This window comes from Carnobacterium maltaromaticum DSM 20342, assembly GCF_000744945.1.
Taxonomy (GTDB): Bacteria; Bacillota; Bacilli; order Lactobacillales; family Carnobacteriaceae; genus Carnobacterium; species Carnobacterium maltaromaticum.
The window spans coordinates 1,759,405-1,775,853 of the sequence record NZ_JQMX01000001.1 but is presented as its reverse complement, the minus strand read 5'-3'; the positions used below and the strand labels follow the sequence as shown (position 1 = coordinate 1,775,853).

Sequence of the window (16,449 nt, the reverse complement as noted above, 5' to 3'; positions counted from 1 at the left end):
AGGAGCTCGTTTATAATGAAAAAAACTGTTGCATTAGTTGGAACACTAGATACAAAAGGGGAAGAATATTTTATACGTAAAAAAATTGCTTCAACAAAAAGGTTTGGAAGTTCTAACAGTCCATACAGGTGTCTTTAAAGCACAGTTTAAACCAGATATTGATAATGCGGTGATAGCAGAAGCTGCAGGGGTTACAATTGCTGAATTAGTTGAAAGAAAAGATCGAGCATTTGCGACTGAAAAATTAGTGCAAGGTCTAAAAGAAGTACTTCCAGAATTATACAAGAAAGATAAATTTCAAGGTGTTTTATCATTTGGTGGCTCTGGAGGAACCTCATTAGTGACGCCAGCGATGCAAAAATTACCAATTGGTGTACCAAAGATTATGGTCTCTACGATGGCAGCAGGAGATGTGACCCCATATGTTGGGACTAGTGATATTATTATGATTCCATCAATTGTGGATGTTGCTGGTTTAAATTCAATTTCGACGAAGTTATTTACAAATGCTGTTTACGCGATTAGTGGTATGTTAACGACTAATTTTAAAGAAGAAGTAAGGCATAAACCCTTAATTGCAGCTAGTATGTTTGGCGTAACGACTCCAGCAGTAACAGTAGCTAGAGAATTTTTAGAACAATCAGGTTATGAAGTTTTAGTGTTCCATACGACAGGTACAGGTGGGAAAATAATGGAATCGTTGGTTCAGGATGGCTTTATTGAAGGCGTTTTAGATTTGTCGATTACTGAGTGGGCAGATGAATTATTTGGTGGGGTATTAAGTGCGGGTCCAACTCGTTTAGAAGCAGCAGCTTTAACAGGTACTCCTCAAGTAGTTTCAGTTGGTGCTTTAGATATGGTCAATTTTGGACCTATCGAAACTGTGCCAGAAAAATATAAACAACGCAATTTGTATCAACACAATCCGACAATTACATTGATGCGCACGACAAAAGCAGAAAATCAGCAATTAGGTGAAAAAATAGCTGAGAAATTAAATTTAGCTACTGGAAAAACGGTACTTATATTGCCTTTAAAAGGTATCTCTGCTATTGATATAGAGGGTCAGCCTTTTTACGGTCCAATAGAGGATCAACAACTATTTAAATCATTAAAAGAGAATCTAAGAAATCCACTAGTCAAGATTATCCAACGGGATGAAGCAATTAACGATTCTACCTTTGCGCAATATGCAGCATAACAATTAATAAACCTAATCGAAAATAAATAAAAGGAGTTGTGAAGAAAAATGAACAAGCAAACAAGAAACGAAATCATGAATAGTTTTTATAACAAAAGAAAAAAAGGTGAGTATTTAGTCGGTGTTGGTGCAGGCACAGGAATTACAGCCAAGAGTAGTGAAGCTGGTGGTGCAGATATGTTAATTATCTATAATTCTGGTCGTTATCGGATGGCAGGGCGCGGTTCTCTTGCCGGCTTACTTTCCTATGGTGATGCGAATCAGATTGTAGTGGAAATGGGGCAAGAAGTCTTACCTGTTGTGGAACACACACCAGTTTTAGCAGGTGTGTGTGGAACGGACCCATTCCGTGTAATGAGTGTTTATTTACAGCAATTACAAGCACAAGGCTTTAACGGAGTGCAAAATTTTCCCACTGTTGGATTAATTGATGGTAACTTTCGCCAGAATTTAGAAGAAACAAATATGGGATACGAACTAGAAGTCGAAATGATTCGTGAAGCTCATCAATTAAATTTACTCACAACGCCCTATGTATTTGATGAAAAGCAAGCACAGGATATGGCTGAGGCAGGTGCTGATATTTTAGTAGCACATATGGGATTAACTACTAAAGGGAGCATTGGGGCTAAAACAGCTTTAACATTAGATGATTGTGTGGAGCGAATCGAAAAAATTATCGCTGCTGGTAAAGCTGTAAATCCTGAAATTTTAGTTATTTGTCATGGCGGACCAATTGCTGAACCGGAAGATGCCCAGTATGTATTAAATAAAACCAAAGATTTAGATGGATTTTTTGGAGCATCAAGTATCGAACGTTTCGCGGCCGAAAAAGGAATTCGTGAGCAAACTGAGAAATTTAAAGCAATTAAGTAGGCTAGCTCTTATGAGCCAACTCCTCGGAAAAAGGTGAATGGTAAAAATGACAAAAAGCGTCATTCCTTCCATTCCCTATTTTTCTACTAGAGCTAACCGATTCAACAAGTTTTTAAATAATGGAGGTAATGGATAATGAAGTATTTTGTTAAGACTGAAGATGTTGAAACACAAGGTTTTTCATGGGGAACATTACAATGGTTAAATGAACCTCAAGTAACAGGTAGCAAGGTAATGGTAACGGGGGTAGTGAATCTATTTCCAGGTGAAGGGCATCAACGTCACAATCATGAGGGCTGCGAAGAAGTGCTTTATGTTCTAAAAGGAACAGGAGTGCAAAGTTTAGAGTTAGATACAGGTAAAGTAGAAAAAGAAATTGAAGCAGGGGAGTTAATTCGAATTCCAGCGGGTGTTTATCACTCCACTATTAATAATGGCAAAGATCCATTAGAAATTCTAGCTATCTATCACTATTCAGGTCCTGAAATAGCCATGAAAAATGATCCGGATTGCCAAATTACTGCACCTCAAAAAAATTAATTACTAAAAGCCTTAACCTGCCTTTTCTAAGTAGGTGAAGGCTTTTTTTGTTCGTGGTATAATAAGTAAGTAAAGAATAGCTAAAATAAGTATAGGTTAAAAAGGGGGAGACTGTAGTGTCAAATATTAATGAGATTGCGAAATTGGCAGGTGTTTCCCGAGCAACAGTTTCAAGAGTTATTAATAGCAAAGGCTATGTTAAAGAAGAAACACGACAAAAAGTTCAAAAAGTCGTGGATGATCTTGATTATACACCAAATCAAAATGCGATTTACTTGAAAAATGGTGAAACAAAAACAATTGGCCTCGTGTCGCCAGACTTTTCAGATATACTCTCACATTTTTTAAGTAGTTTTGCAACAATTGCTAAAAAATATGGCTATCAGGTCACACTTTTATTAACGGATTATCATCAAGAAAGTGAGATTGAAGCTTTTCAAAAACTAAAACAAAAACAAATTGACGGAATCTTTCAAATTGTACGTTCAAATGAATGGGAAGTCATTGAAAAATATAGCAAGTATGGACCGATTGTAACTTGGCAAAGAGTTACGTCACCCAAAATAGAATCCGTCTTTATGGATCATTATGAAGGCTTTAAACTAGGTTTGGATCATCTCTATGAAAAAGGTCACCGTGAAATCGTCCCTTTTTTTGGCATTGAAAAAAGCTTAAATACTGTTGCTAGATATAAGGCTTGGCAAGATTTTTGTCAAGAAAAAGGGGTAGCGTTACAAGCAGAAAAAAGTCGCTATAATTTGCATACAAGTACCGAGGGACGAGAATTAGCTCGATGGTGGGAAGCTGAAAAAGAAAAACCAACAGCTCTACTTTTCCCGACAGATAATGTTGCTGTTGGTTTTTTAGCAGAGGCACGTGAACGAGGTATTTCAGTTCCTAAAGATGTTGCAGTTGTTGGATTTGATAACTCTTCGATTGCAGAACTATTTAATTTAACGACAATTGATTATCCGATGCACTTACAAGCTGAAAATGCCTTTTTTAAGTTATATAATCAATTAAAGCACAAAAATTTGCCTTTACATCCTTTATCATTTAAACTAATCACTCGCGGAACAACTTAAATTGACAAGCTCTTTTGAATGAATTCTTCGGAAAAAAAGATGAAAAGAGGGAATCCTGTGTCAAAGGAACAATTACGCAATAAATTAACCCTATTACCAGAACTTCCTGGTTGTTATATTATGAAGAATAAAACCGATGATATTATTTATGTTGGGAAAGCCAAAAATTTAAAAAATCGAGTGACTTCTTATTTTCGTGGGACTAAAGACGGAAAAACATTTTTATTAGTAGAAGAAATCGTTGATTTTGAAACCATTATTACATCAACCGATAAGGAAGCCTTATTGTTAGAAATTACCTTAATTCAAAAACATCATCCTAAGTACAATATTAAACTAAAAGAAGGGTCAAGCTATCCATATATTAAAATAACTGGAGACCGAGACCCACGCCTTATCATTACATCTGATGTTGAAAAGGATGGTGGGCATTATTTTGGACCTTATCCGAATGTTTATGCAGCGACAGAAACCATGCATTTTATTGAAAAAGTTTATCCATTAAAACGGTGTGTTGGTAGACAAAGACGAGCGTGTCTTTATTATCATATGGGACAATGTTTAGGTCCTTGCGATCATGAAGTACCTGTTGAAGTTTATGAGGCACAAATTAAACGTATTAAAGCTTTTTTAAATGGTGATACAGCTAAAGTAAAAGCTGAATTAAAAGAAAAAATGCTGAAAGCTGCAGAAGAACAAGTTTATGAGCGAGCAGCAGAGTACCGTGATCAATTACGCTACATTGAAGCAACTGTGGAAAAACAAAAAATTATTTCAACGGACTACACAACTCGAGATATTTTTAGCTTTTATGTAGATAAAGGCTGGATTTCCATTCAAGTCTTTTTAATTCGCCAAGCGACTTTAATTAAACGTGAAGCCGCATTATTCCCTTGTATTCAGAGTAGTGGTGAAGAAGATTTAGCAACATTTATCTTACAATTTTATAATGAAAAAAATCATTTACTGCCAAAAGAAATTCTAGTTCCAGAAGGTGTTGAAAAAGAGCTAATCAGTGATATTCTATCTGTTGCCGTTCGAGTACCAGTTCGAGGACAAAAGAAAAATTTATTAGATTTAGCCACACAAAATAGCCAAATTTCTTTAAATGAGCGTTTTAATTTAATTGAAATGGATGAGCGTAAAACGATTGGCGCTGCTGAAGAATTAGGCGAAGCACTAGGTTTGCCTTCGCTAAAACGGATCGAGGCTTTTGATCATTCTAATATTCAAGGAACAAGTCCTGTATCGGCGATGGTTGTGTTCGAAAATGGACGTCCTTCAAAAAAGAATTATCGTAAATATAAAATTAAGACAGTGGTGGGGAGTAATGAAGCCGCAACAACTGAAGAAGTTATTCGAAGACGGTATACACGTTTATTAAAAGAAAAACAAGAATTACCAGACTTAATTTTAATGGATGGGGGAATTGTACAGGTTCGCGCTGCTTTAAATGTCCTAGAGAATGAACTAGGATTAACTATCCCTGTAGCTGGAATGGTTAAGGATGACAAGCATCGAACGTCTAATTTATTATTTGGTGAAGAATTAACTGTTGTCCCAATTGATTCAAAAAGTCCAGCATTTTATTTAGTTCAAAGAATTCAGGATGAAGTCCACCGTTTTGCTATTACCTTTCATAGACAAGTAAGAAGCAAGAATAGTTTGTCTTCTTTACTGGATCAAATTCCAGGAGTCGGCCCTAAAACACGAACCAAATTATTAAAACATTTTGGTTCATTAAAAAAATTAAAAGAGGCTGACTTAAAAGATATTCAAGCGCTAGGCGTTTCTAAAAATGTCGCATTATTGATAAAAATAAGACTATAGAAGAACCATTTGCTATTTAGTATAGCAGATGGTTTTTTGATTAAAATTTAAGAGAAATAAAAAGAACCTATTGTCTTTATGGTAGGGGAAGCTTATGATAAAGATACATAGTTTATTTATTTTTATATAGGGAGTGTGTGTACACATGAAAAAATTAGTAGTATTTTGTATAATAGTGCCAGTTTTTTTACTTAGTGGCTGTAGTGAAAATCGAGAAGTGGAGTACGAGAACGAGATCAAGGAATTAAAAACAGAATTGAAAGAGTTGAAAAAAGAAAATGCTGATTTAATGGCAACCTTGCGTGAACTGGCTTTAGCGAATACAGAAACGGCTCAAAAAGAAAATGAAGAAAGCCAAGTTAATAATCAAGAAGATGTTCCTAAGCAAGAAACAACAGAAGAAGTAGAGCAGAATATAGAGGATAAAAAGCGCGATTTGAAAGAAGAGATTATTGAATTGAAAAAACAATTAGGTGGCGACTTAACAAGAGAACAACGTATGGAAATTAAAAAGAAAATTAAAGAACTTGCAGAACAATTTTAAGTAACAAGGTGTGAATAAAGCTGTTCTGCTTTGTATAAACTGGAGGCAAGAGCCAGCAATCGGCAGTTTCGATTGAAGGATCGTGCTGAAGTTTACTAGAAGCAAGCTTTAGGAACCAAATTATAACAGGGTGTGAATAAAGCTGTTCTAATTCATATCTTAACTATGTAAAAAAGCTGAGAACAAAAGTTCTCAGCTTTTTAGCCTACTTTGGAAGAGCTGACTAGTGCTCTACAACTCTATTTTACACAATTACTTAATTATTTTCAATCACTATTTATATAGCGAACTATTTTTAAATTCCCTAAAAATAGTTATTTTTTGAAAATTAGAATCTATTTCTATTAAAGGGTAGGGCTAAAGGAACAATTAGATACAAAAATACGCCCTAATAGTACTAAGGGCGTATTTTTGTTAAATTAAAACTTTATCTAAGAAATTTTTTGTGCGTTCATTTTTAGGTTGATTAAAGACTTCTTCAGGTTTGCCTTCTTCAACAATTAAGCCACCATCCATAAAGACAACACGATCTGCAACTTCTTTTGCAAAGCCCATTTCATGAGTCACAACAATCATGGTCATGCCTTCTTTTGCTAATTGTTGCATAACAGCTAAGACATCGCCCACCATCTCAGGATCTAAGGCGCTTGTAGGCTCGTCAAACAACATAATGTCAGGAGACATAGCTAAAGCTCTTGCAATTGCGACACGCTGTTTTTGCCCACCTGATAAAGAACTTGGATAAGCATCGGCTTTTTCTCTTAGTCCAACAGTTTCTAATAAGTCAAAAGCCTTTTGACGGGCTTCTTCTTTAGTTAATTTTTTTAATTCGATTGGTGCTAACGTGATATTTTCTAAAATCGTTAAATGTGGAAATAAATTAAAATGTTGAAAAACCATTCCGATATTTTCACGTACTTTATTAATATCTAGGCTCGTATCAGTTAAATCATAGCCATCAATAATAATTGTTCCACCATTAATTTCTTCTAAATGGTTCATACAACGTAAAAAAGTACTTTTTCCTGAGCCAGAAGGTCCGATTAAACAAACGACTTCTCCTTCTTGAACTTCTAAGTTTAAACCTTTTAAAACTTCTAATGAACCATAACTTTTCTTTAACTCTTGAACATTTAATTTAACCATTGTTAACTCTCCTTTCAATCCTATTAGAGATTCGTGTTAAGGCAGTGATAACAACAATGTAAATAAAGGCAATCACAAACCACATATTTGAATCGTACGTTCTAGCAACAACAATTTTACCAGATTGAGTTAATTCAACTAGCCCAATTACAGAAAGAATCGTTGTATCTTTTAAGGTAATGACAAATTGATTAATAAATGAAGGAATCATAATTTTGATCGCTTGCGGTAAAATGATTTTACGCATGGCTTTACTATAAGGTAAACCTAAACTACGAGCGGCTTCAAGTTGACCTTTGTCAACGGCGTTAATTCCTCCACGAACTAACTCAGCAATATAAGCTCCAGCATTTAAACTTAAAACAATTATTGCAGCAATAGTTGCCACCATTTTAATTCCTAGCAGTTGTGGAATCGTAAAGAATACGAAGAAAGCTAAAACCATCATTGGGATACCACGCATGATATCGACATAAACCATTGAGATTCCTCTTAAAATCTTACTAGGAGCGACACTCATTAGGCCAAATAAAATACCTAAGACTGATGCAATTGCTATTGAAACTAGAGTAACAAATAAAGTTGTCCCTAGACCACTTAAAAGTTGTTTGTAATTTTCTTTAACTAAAGCAAAAATACTTTGTTTTTCTGTTTTTTCTTCACCTAGATATTTTTCAGTAATCTCTTTATATTTTCCACTATTTTTTAAATTGGTTAAACCATTGTTAAATTTAGTTAGCAATTCCGGATTTTGTCCCTTATTAACAGCAAAACCATATTGCCCGCCTTTTTCTTTTTCTCCAACTAATTTTAGTGGCGCATTTTGTGTAATCGCGTAGGCCATTACTGGATAATCTTCAAAGGCTGCATCAGCACTTCCAGCTTTAACAGCTTCGTACATATTAGCAGAGTCATCAAAAGTTGAAACTTTAAAACCGTATTTATCTTTGATTGAGTTAGCAAAAGTAGCTCCTTCAGTTCCTGTTTTGATTGCAACTGTTTTCCCTTTTAAATCCTCATAAGATTTAATTGTATCATTGGTATCAGCTACAGCCATAACGACACCACTTTCAAAATAAGGATCAGAAAAATCAAATGTTTGTTTTCGTTCATCCGTAATGCTCATTCCAGCAATGACAGCGTCAACCTGATCTGCTTGTAGAGCTTGAACTGCGGCATTGAAGCCTAGGGGTTTAATCTCAACTTCAAAACCTTGATCTTCAGCAATAGCGTTAAGTAAATCCATATCAATTCCAACGAAATTGTTATTGGCATCTTGGAATTCAAAGGGAGCAAAAGTAACGTCTGTACCAATAATATATTTTTCTTTTGTTTCAGCATGAGCATCAGTAGTTAATGTAAAGTTTAATAAAACACCTAAAGTTAATAATAATGAAAATAGAAATAAGTATGTTTTACGTGTGTTCAATGAAATCTCCTCCTATTCAAGGTTTTATTTTATTGGAAAAGCCAAAAACTTGCAACTAATATGTATACCACTAATGTTACTATTTCTAACATGATGTGTTAGAAGTAAAACGTTTTCTAATTTAAAATCCTTTTTTTAAAACTATGTAAACGTAAAACAAAATAAAAAATAACTGAGTTATTCGAGTGTGTTTATGATTGACATTTAGTGTTTAATAAGATAAAATGAATGATAGTCAGTCATGTTTTTGTGTTAAGAACATGTTTAGTTCAAATTAAGGGGTGCAAAATGAAACTTGATAAGAAAAATAGATTAATTTCAGCCGCCATAGAAGCTTTTAATGAAAAAGGTTTAGAGCAAACTAAAATTGCAGATATCGTTAAAATCGCAGGTGTTGCCCAAGGAACGTACTACTTATATTTCCCTTCAAAATTAGCTATTATGCCAGCTATAGCTGAGGTAGTAGTAGAAAAAAATATTGCGGAGTTGCATCAAGGAATGGATCCAACTTTACCTTATTCAGAACAATTAAATCAATTGATTGAAATTAGTTTTAGTATTACAGAAAAATATGCAGATGTGATTGCGTTAACCTATGCTGGTTTAGCTTCCAGTGAGCATTTAAATGAATGGGAAAAGATTTATGAACCTTACTATCTATATGTGACAGATTTTCTTGAACAAGGCATAGCTAAGGAAGCCATTACAGCTAAGATGAATCCTAAAGCGACAGCCCGTTTATTAATTGGTTTAATCGAAAATGCAGCAGAGCAATTATATTTGTATGCAGAAACAGATGATACTGCCGTAGAAGATCAAAAAGAAGAAGTTTACCAATTTGCGAAAAGAGCATTAGGGATAATTTAAAGATTGGAAGAGTGAAATGAATGATTAGAGAAGCAAGAAAAGAAGATGCAAAAGCATTAGCACCATTAATTATGGTGATTTTAGAAGATATGGAGCTTGAAGTATTTAAAGAATATTCAAAAGAAACAATTGAAGAATTATTAGTTGAAGGTATTCAAACTGAAACATACCGCTATAGTTACCGCCATGCTCACGTGTGTATGCGTGATGGTGAAATTGCTGGGGTTGTCTTTGGCTATCGTGGTGAAAAAGAACCAGTGATTGATGAACCCTTAATTGATATTTTAGAAGCAAAGGGACTTAACTCTGATAGTAGACTCTTTATTGAAAAGGAGACTTTTGCAGGTGAATGGTACTTAGATTCACTTGTAACGGCAGAAAAATTCCGTGGTCGTGGAGTAGGTACGGAACTATTAGATGCATTAGGAGAGTTTGCTAAAGAAGACGGAGAAGAAATTATCGGCTTAAATTGTGATCAATCTAATGCTGGTGCCCAAAAGTTATATGAAAAAATGGGATTTAAAAAGACTGGTGAAGTTACAATCAGTGGTCACGAATACAATCATATGCAAAAACAAGTTTAAACGATAAAAAAAGTCTTTTCTATTCAGAAATTATGAATAGGAAAGACTTTTATGATTGTGTCATTAATAGGCAGGTAAATTAAGAGGTCCATCTTTAGCTGGTGCGCGTGGGATTACCCAATGATCTAATATAACAGCAAGACAGACGCAGAGAGGTAAATCTTGCTCTCTTTTAATAGAAAGAGCATAAAAATCTCCAGAGGCTAAATAAACTTTATCCATTGTCATGACAGTTTTAGTCAAGTGGAGAATTTTATAATGATGATTTGCAAAATCACCACTAATAATCCAATGAATTCGACTGACACGAAAATAAGGATTGTGAATACCAGGATACTTTGAAACAGAACAAACTTTTTTACCGCTTAAATAGATATCAAATTTCGGCATTAAAGAAAGTTTTGTTTGTTTGACTTCAGCGACTAAAGTGCCGTCTATCTTGTACAAATATAAGCCATCTCCAACATTACCCCATTTGCCTGTGATTAAATAAATATCTTTTCCGGCTTCATCTTTTATAATAATGCGTTCTTTTCTAGCGACATATTGTTCCTTCATATAGATATGAATCATGTCCTTCACCTCTAGTGATAGAGTAGCACAAATTGTAAATAAATTCATTCATTAAATAGGCAGTAATTTATTAAATTAATTTAAAGTCTCCATTTTTTTTGAGCAAAACAGTTGCTAGTTTTTTAGCTGGATGCTATTATATGGGTAAGATATCTGATGTGTACGATATATCCTTTACAGTGGTGACCGAACAAGTAATACCTTTTAGGGATCCAAACTGAAATCAAACTGATAACAAGCCTTTTCACTTGGTAGTTAGAGATGTTTGACAGCGGAGCCCACCTTGCTATAAGCGGGGCAACACATCGGGATGCTGAACCGGCACAATCGGATTTCTTTTAAAAGTAAATTATTTTTAAGATCGTCTAGTCCTCGTGACTAGGCGGTTTTTTTATGTATACTAAACGTTATCTTTATAGGATATAATCAGATAAAGGGGTGAAGAGAATGGATGCTAAAGAAATTAAACGTAGATGGAATAATTTTGCAAACGAATATGCAGCAACGCATGGCGAGTATGGGGACATTCACAAAGAAATAGTATTAAACCCAGCTATTTTTTCACTAATTGGAATGATTGAAAATAAAGAAGTGTTAGATGCAGGCTGTGGAGAAGGTTATTTAAGCCGCCTTTTAGCTAAAGAGAAAGCCAGAGTCACAGGAGTAGATTATTCAACAAGAATGATTGAAATAGCTGAAGAACGAACAAATTCAAATCTAGCAATTAAATATTTTGAAGGTAACTGTGAGAAGCTAGATTTTTTAGCAGATGAAAGCTTTGATTTAGTTATTTCAAATATGGTTATTCAGGATTTACCAGAATACGAGTCTGCCTTGAAAGAAATGTATCGTATACTAAAACCAAATGGTGAGTTAGTTTTTTCTATTTTACACCCTTGTTTTGTGACGCCTAATAGTGGCTGGGAGAAGGATGTAAATGGAGATAAACTTTTTTGGAGGGTTGATAATTATTTTTATGAAGGTGAATATCGACAAAAATTAGGAAAAGAAGCAGATATTCTTTTTTTTCACAGAACTTTAACAACCTATTTAACAACGCTCCTTAAAATTGGTTTTAATTTAGACAGTTTACTTGAACCAAAACCATCTGAGGAAATGCTAGCTAAGTATCCTTCTTTTGAAGAAGATTTAAGATGTGCTGATTTTATTGTATTTAAGTTGAAAAAATAAGTGTTTAGAAATAAAGTGTTTTGTAAGGGGAAGTTGATTTGGATTTTTTTAGGAAGAGGTATCTCCGATTTGATGAGATGGTTAAGGTGGAAAAGAAGAAATAGAACTAATGAAGTTCAGATATGTTTAAGTAAAAAATGAGCTGAAGGGAGGCATAATAGACACTCCTTCTAGCTCATTTAAAAAGATTAAATTTTTTCTTGTTTCGTCAAACGATAACCGCCATGAAAAACAGGACCTACATATTCATTGAAGGCAAAGCCGCTACGAATAGCTTCTGAGACAAATTCTTTAGCCTTTAAGACAGAATCTCTAACTGTAAGTCCGTTTGCTAAACCAGCCGTGATTGCTGCTGCAAATGTGCATCCAGCTCCATGATTATAAGCAGGAGTGATTTTTTGATTTTCCAAGACTAAAAATTCTGAACCATCGTAAAATAGGTCAATGGCTTTATCACCTGCTAAGGCTTTTCCACCTTTAATGACAACATTTTTAGCACCTAAGAGATGAATTTTTTTAGCGGCAGCTTTCATATCTTCTAAAGTTGTTAGTTTTCCTAAACCAGATAAAACACCTGCTTCGAATAAATTAGGTGTTGCAACCGTTGCTAATGGGATTAATTCATCACGTAAAGCCTCAGCGCTATCTGGATTTAAGACTTCATCTTCGCCCTTGCAAACCATTACTGGATCAATAACGATATTTTTAAGTTGTTGTTCTTTGATTGTTTTCGCTACTAGATCAATAATAGGAACACTCCCTAGCATACCAGTTTTCATAGCAGCAATTTCGCCACCAGCTAGAATTGTTTTTAATTGTTCCTCAACAATAGCCACATCAATTGGATGCACCTGATGATGCCAACCATTGTCTGGATCCATCGTCACGATAGTTGTAAGTGCAGCTAAACCGTAAGTACTATATTCTCCAAATGTTTTCAAATCAGCTTGAATACCAGCGCCACCACTTGAGTCGCTACCAGCAATAGTTAATGTTTTTGGAATTAATGTCATAAAATTTCCTCCTGTGTAATAAAAAGTTTGTTGAGCTGTTTAGGCCTGGCAGAAAAATAGGGAATTCCAATAAAAGTGTCCTTTTACTTTTTTGGGAATTTATCTTTTTTCCAAAGGACTGGTTCAAAAGAACTGGCCTAGATAAAAAGTTTGTGGATCCGTTTAGGCCTATCAAAAGCTTGGCGTTTCTAGTTTAGTTTTACGTTAATTAAGTCTATTTGTCAATTAAGAAAAGCTGAACTCAAGTAAGTTCAGCTACGTTTTTATAAATCTTCATTGATACAACGCATAATAGCCTCAGCAACACCGTTCTCATTGTTGCTAGATGTTAGATATTTGGCATGGCTTTTAACTTCTTCTTCAGCATTTTCCATAGCAAAGCTTACACCTGCAACTTTGAGCATCGACACATCATTAAAATTATCACCAATTGCCATTACATTTTCCATAGGAATACCCAGCCTTTTTGCAGTTCTTGCTAAAGCAATTCCTTTTTGTGCATCTTTGTGATTAATTTCAATATTATTAATGAAAGAAGAGGTAATCGCTAAAGAACCTAATGTTTCAAGTTTTTCTTTAATAGGAGCGAGGGTATGTTGACCATCATCACTAAAAGCAATTAATTTCAGGACTTCAATCGAGCGGTCATTCACTAATTCTTTATAGTCATCAATGTAATTGATATTCATTAGCTCCAAACGCGCTGCTGCTAAAACAACGCCCATCTTATAAGTGGTTTCGGGATTTAAATTGACAAGTAAGGACGCAACAGATTCAATCCGTTTGACTTTATTATCAGAATAAATACCTTTAGAAGTGACTACTTCAGCATAAATATTGTGCTCTTTTAACAGTTGTAAAATTGTTCTAACCGTATCTTTTTCGATTCCGATATTATCAATAATTTTACCTTGGCCATCATATACTTGAGCACCATTTAATGTAATCATTGGGCAATTAATGCCAACCTCTGTTAACAATGGATGAGCTTCAGTGTATCCGCGACCTGTTGAAACCATAAACTTAATACCACGGCGCTCAGCTTCAGCAATTGCCTGAGCATTTGCCTTTGAAATAACCATCTTCTCGTTCAATAACGTTCCGTCCATATCTGATGCAATCAGCTCTATCATTATTTTTCCTCCAATATTTTGTGATCCTCTTTAGTTTACCATTAATATGGAAAAATGGTAAAGAAAAGATTTAATAAATCAGAAAACGAAAAAATCTATTTTTATTCTATTGTTTGCAACTTGCTTCATAAGAAAGAGTTGAGTACAATAGAAAGAAGAATTGAAAATTAACGTTACTTAGCGAGATTAAGTTAAAAGGAGACAAAAGCAATGTTGGAGAGTAGTCAACAATCCGGTCAATCTTTGGCCCAGCAAGTAGCTAACAAAATAGAGTCTTTAATTAAAGAGCAACGTTATAAAACTGGAGATAAATTACCAAATGAATTTGAATTGGCAACAGAATTAACTGTTGGAAGAGGTACCATCCGTGAAGCGATAAAATTATTAGCAGCGAGAAATGTCGTTGTAATTCAGCGTGGTAAAGGCACGTTTGTATCTAAAACACCTGGTATAACTGAAGATCCATTAGGGCTAAGCTTTATTAGTGATAAAAAAAGATTGAGTAGCGACTTAATGGATGTCCGTGTGATGATTGAACCAGAAATTGCTAAATTAGCCGCTGAAAATGCAACAAGCGAAGAAGTAGAACAAATGGAAAAAATTTGTGATGAGATTGCAACCTTAATTCATGCAAATGAAAATCATGAAACTAAAGATATTGAGTTGCATTCAGCTATTGCGAAGTCGAGTAAAAACGTTGTCGTACCTAGTTTGATTCCAATTATCCAAACAGCTATATCGTTATTTATTAATTTAACCAATCGCAGTTTAAAAGAAGAAACAATTGAAACTCATCGACAAATTGTAGAGGCAATTAAAAATAAAGATGGTGAAGCTGCAAAAAAAGCGATGCAACGGCATTTAGGTTACAATAAAGAAGAATTAAATCTATAAAAAAGGGTGAAGCAAGCTTGGATTTTGTCTCTAAGCTTGCTTCACCCTTTTATTCTTAATGATAAGCTAAATTAATTTATCAAAAAAGTTAGTTCAATAAAAATGAAAAAAGTGGGAATATGCTTAATAAAAATAAAGAAAAATTAGGGTTGGAATTTTTTTCCTCCATATTTTTTTGAAATAACATAAAACTGATTAGAACTAAAAATAAAACTAGAGCATTGAGTACTCTCGGTCCAGACGCGTATATTGTTGGTGAAAAAAACATTAATACACAGGAAAGTAAGCCAGCTAAATAGCAAAAAAATGTAAAAACAGGATTTCTAGTCACAAGGCATGAACAAAAGATAATATAGATAAGAACAGTGCTCCAAAAAATATAAGGAAATACTCCTATTATAAAATTTCTTGTCAATAAATTTTCAAAACTATCAAATGGAACGAAATTTATTCTATTTAAGTCAGTCAAAAGAGTTGGTTTTACTATTGTTAAGCTTAAGATAATTGTGCCTAATATATAGAATATTTTCTTTAATTTTTCAGATTGTAGAAGATTTATTGTTAGAAGAGAAATTAGTAAGATAAATAATTTAAAATGAGTAATAAGTTGTTCGAATAACCAAAATATACCTGTTTTCATATGTCCTAAAAAGGAAAGCTCATTAAATTCAGGAAACCATCTGACTATTTCAGATTCGAACCTTACTGTATTTCCTGGTGCAAAAGTCATTAGTAGTATCCCTGCGAATACTATCAAGGTTAGAATTATCAAGTAAATAGATGGCTTTTCTTTAATTGTGAATAGGTAGATATGATAAACAAACATGATTCCAAAAGCACAGAGAACTAATTGTTCATTAGAAATAGCAAAAATGCACGTAATAATTACTCTTACTAATTGTTTTAAAGAAAATTCAGTTGTTTTTTTTCTGAAAAATTTGTCAGCAAAAGGAATTAAGACATAAGCACCTAATGCTAATGGCCATAAATAATTAACAGAACCTGTCATCCAAAAAAAGCCGCTATTAATAACGTCAAATGATGAATAACCAAACAAAATAATAACCACCACGACATTGTATATCTTTATTTCCCCTTTAAATATTCGAACAATTGAAGTAGCTAACAAAAATATAAAAGACGTATTTAGCATTCTCCAGAGATTGATTGGGATGTGGAATATATAATATAACATCGTTTCCGGAAAAATTCGGGACGACCATGTATTGTATCTTAAGCTTAAATAATCAGCTAATGAATATTTATCCTTGATTAAAGCGAACCAACTATCATCACTACCTTCGATAAAATTAAATCGAAGTTGATAAAGAAATACGATGAAAATCAAGGTGCACCATAAGAAAATTGTTCTTTGCTTGTGATTGATTTTTAGGTCCATGTCATTTTTCTCCTACCTTTTATAAGTTTTTAATTATCTAGATGATTTATTTTATTAATTATAATATCTAAGTAAATTAAGTAATCTAATCCCCATTTAAGCATAATTATTGTGAAGAGTAAAGACTTTTTCTATATAATACTT

General features: G+C 33.9%; 16 protein-coding genes and 1 other RNA gene. 11 read left to right on the top strand and 6 right to left on the bottom strand.

Translation table 11 applies throughout. From position 1 onward, the window contains the following. Positions 1-85 precede the first annotated feature (85 nt). The 6 genes from BR77_RS08535 to BR77_RS08510 all read left to right on the top strand — a co-directional run bounded on the left by BR77_RS08535 (position 86) and on the right by BR77_RS08510 (position 6,076). Positions 86-1,201 (top strand): Tm-1-like ATP-binding domain-containing protein, encoded by a 1,116-nt coding sequence (locus tag BR77_RS08535; protein ID WP_307781477.1) that lies wholly within the window; start codon positions 86-88, stop codon positions 1,199-1,201. Positions 1,202-1,249: 48 nt separating this feature from the next. After that, positions 1,250-2,077 carry a phosphoenolpyruvate hydrolase family protein gene (locus BR77_RS08530; protein ID WP_035064588.1) on the top strand — a complete coding sequence of 276 codons (828 nt, stop codon included), beginning with the start codon at positions 1,250-1,252 and terminating at the stop codon, positions 2,075-2,077. Positions 2,078-2,212: 135 nt separating this feature from the next. Then, positions 2,213-2,617, top strand: coding sequence for a cupin domain-containing protein (locus tag BR77_RS08525; protein WP_015075508.1), 405 nt, complete (start codon positions 2,213-2,215; stop codon positions 2,615-2,617). 116 nt (positions 2,618-2,733) lie between these two features. Then, positions 2,734-3,702 (top strand): LacI family DNA-binding transcriptional regulator, encoded by a 969-nt coding sequence (locus BR77_RS08520; protein ID WP_015075509.1) that lies wholly within the window; start codon positions 2,734-2,736, stop codon positions 3,700-3,702. A gap of 57 nt (positions 3,703-3,759) precedes the next feature. Continuing rightward, positions 3,760-5,532: an excinuclease ABC subunit UvrC gene (uvrC, locus tag BR77_RS08515; protein WP_010054458.1), complete on the top strand. Its 1,773-nt coding sequence runs from the start codon at positions 3,760-3,762 to the stop codon at positions 5,530-5,532. A gap of 145 nt (positions 5,533-5,677) precedes the next feature. Then, positions 5,678-6,076, top strand: a complete 399-nt coding sequence (locus tag BR77_RS08510) for a hypothetical protein (protein WP_010054459.1) — start codon at positions 5,678-5,680, stop codon at positions 6,074-6,076. 414 nt (positions 6,077-6,490) lie between these two features. Here the strand turns inward: BR77_RS08510 and BR77_RS08505 are convergent, their stop codons facing one another. Together BR77_RS08505 and BR77_RS08500 are read right to left on the bottom strand one after the other, a co-directional pair. Beyond that, entirely contained in the window at positions 6,491-7,222 is a 732-nt protein-coding gene (locus BR77_RS08505; RefSeq protein ID WP_010054460.1) for an amino acid ABC transporter ATP-binding protein, read from the bottom strand. After that, on the bottom strand, positions 7,215-8,651 hold the full coding sequence (locus BR77_RS08500; RefSeq protein ID WP_010054461.1) for an amino acid ABC transporter substrate-binding protein/permease: 1,437 nt from the start codon (positions 8,649-8,651) through the stop codon (positions 7,215-7,217). Before BR77_RS08500 ends, BR77_RS08505 begins: the two co-directional genes overlap by 8 nt. 288 nt (positions 8,652-8,939) lie before the next feature. Between BR77_RS08500 and BR77_RS08495 the strand changes: the two genes are divergently transcribed. Both BR77_RS08495 and BR77_RS08490 read left to right on the top strand, forming a co-directional pair. Further along, complete coding sequence (locus BR77_RS08495) at positions 8,940-9,518, top strand: TetR/AcrR family transcriptional regulator (RefSeq protein ID WP_015075510.1); 579 nt, start codon at positions 8,940-8,942, stop codon at positions 9,516-9,518. Positions 9,519-9,538: 20 nt separating this feature from the next. Then, positions 9,539-10,102, top strand: coding sequence for a GNAT family N-acetyltransferase (locus tag BR77_RS08490; protein ID WP_010054463.1), 564 nt, complete (start codon positions 9,539-9,541; stop codon positions 10,100-10,102). A 63-nt stretch (positions 10,103-10,165) separates the two neighbouring features. Here BR77_RS08490 and BR77_RS08485 read toward each other — a convergent pair whose 3' ends face one another. Next, complete coding sequence (locus BR77_RS08485) at positions 10,166-10,675, bottom strand: LURP-one-related/scramblase family protein (RefSeq protein ID WP_010054464.1); 510 nt, start codon at positions 10,673-10,675, stop codon at positions 10,166-10,168. Between the two features lie 147 nt (positions 10,676-10,822). Between BR77_RS08485 and ssrS the strand changes: the two genes are divergently transcribed. Both ssrS and BR77_RS08480 read left to right on the top strand, forming a co-directional pair. Beyond that, positions 10,823-11,013: non-coding RNA, 6S RNA (gene ssrS, locus BR77_RS18695), on the top strand. 109 nt (positions 11,014-11,122) lie between these two features. After that, on the top strand, positions 11,123-11,866 hold the full coding sequence (locus BR77_RS08480) for a class I SAM-dependent methyltransferase (protein WP_035064584.1): 744 nt from the start codon (positions 11,123-11,125) through the stop codon (positions 11,864-11,866). A gap of 188 nt (positions 11,867-12,054) precedes the next feature. On the opposite strand, the gene pdxK is transcribed toward BR77_RS08480, so the two are convergent. Together pdxK and BR77_RS08470 are read right to left on the bottom strand one after the other, a co-directional pair. Next, entirely contained in the window at positions 12,055-12,879 is an 825-nt protein-coding gene (gene pdxK / locus BR77_RS08475) for a pyridoxine/pyridoxal/pyridoxamine kinase (protein WP_015075512.1), read from the bottom strand. A 263-nt stretch (positions 12,880-13,142) separates the two neighbouring features. Further along, entirely contained in the window at positions 13,143-14,012 is an 870-nt protein-coding gene (locus tag BR77_RS08470) for a Cof-type HAD-IIB family hydrolase (protein WP_035064581.1), read from the bottom strand. 210 nt (positions 14,013-14,222) lie between these two features. Between BR77_RS08470 and BR77_RS08465 the strand changes: the two genes are divergently transcribed. Further along, positions 14,223-14,906, top strand: coding sequence for a FadR/GntR family transcriptional regulator (locus BR77_RS08465; protein ID WP_010054471.1), 684 nt, complete (start codon positions 14,223-14,225; stop codon positions 14,904-14,906). A gap of 88 nt (positions 14,907-14,994) precedes the next feature. On the opposite strand, the gene BR77_RS08460 is transcribed toward BR77_RS08465, so the two are convergent. Then, the gene (locus BR77_RS08460; protein WP_035064578.1) at positions 14,995-16,305 is read right to left on the bottom strand and encodes a DUF6056 family protein; all 1,311 of its coding nucleotides are present in this window, start codon (positions 16,303-16,305) and stop codon (positions 14,995-14,997) included. Positions 16,306-16,449: the final 144 nt, after the last annotated feature.

Coding starts and splice junctions, on each gene's coding strand:
- BR77_RS08530 (WP_035064588.1), top strand. CDS start 1,250: ATGAACAAGCAAACAAGAAACGAAATCATGAATAGTTTTTATAACAAA.
- BR77_RS08525 (WP_015075508.1), top strand. CDS start 2,213: ATGAAGTATTTTGTTAAGACTGAAGATGTTGAAACACAAGGTTTTTCA.
- BR77_RS08510 (WP_010054459.1), top strand. CDS start 5,678: ATGAAAAAATTAGTAGTATTTTGTATAATAGTGCCAGTTTTTTTACTT.
- BR77_RS08505 (WP_010054460.1), bottom strand. CDS start 7,222: ATGGTTAAATTAAATGTTCAAGAGTTAAAGAAAAGTTATGGTTCATTA.
- BR77_RS08495 (WP_015075510.1), top strand. CDS start 8,940: ATGAAACTTGATAAGAAAAATAGATTAATTTCAGCCGCCATAGAAGCT.
- BR77_RS08490 (WP_010054463.1), top strand. CDS start 9,539: ATGATTAGAGAAGCAAGAAAAGAAGATGCAAAAGCATTAGCACCATTA.
- BR77_RS08485 (WP_010054464.1), bottom strand. CDS start 10,675: ATGATTCATATCTATATGAAGGAACAATATGTCGCTAGAAAAGAACGC.
- BR77_RS08480 (WP_035064584.1), top strand. CDS start 11,123: ATGGATGCTAAAGAAATTAAACGTAGATGGAATAATTTTGCAAACGAA.
- pdxK (WP_015075512.1), bottom strand. CDS start 12,879: ATGACATTAATTCCAAAAACATTAACTATTGCTGGTAGCGACTCAAGT.
- BR77_RS08470 (WP_035064581.1), bottom strand. CDS start 14,012: ATGATAGAGCTGATTGCATCAGATATGGACGGAACGTTATTGAACGAG.
- BR77_RS08465 (WP_010054471.1), top strand. CDS start 14,223: ATGTTGGAGAGTAGTCAACAATCCGGTCAATCTTTGGCCCAGCAAGTA.
- BR77_RS08460 (WP_035064578.1), bottom strand. CDS start 16,305: ATGGACCTAAAAATCAATCACAAGCAAAGAACAATTTTCTTATGGTGC.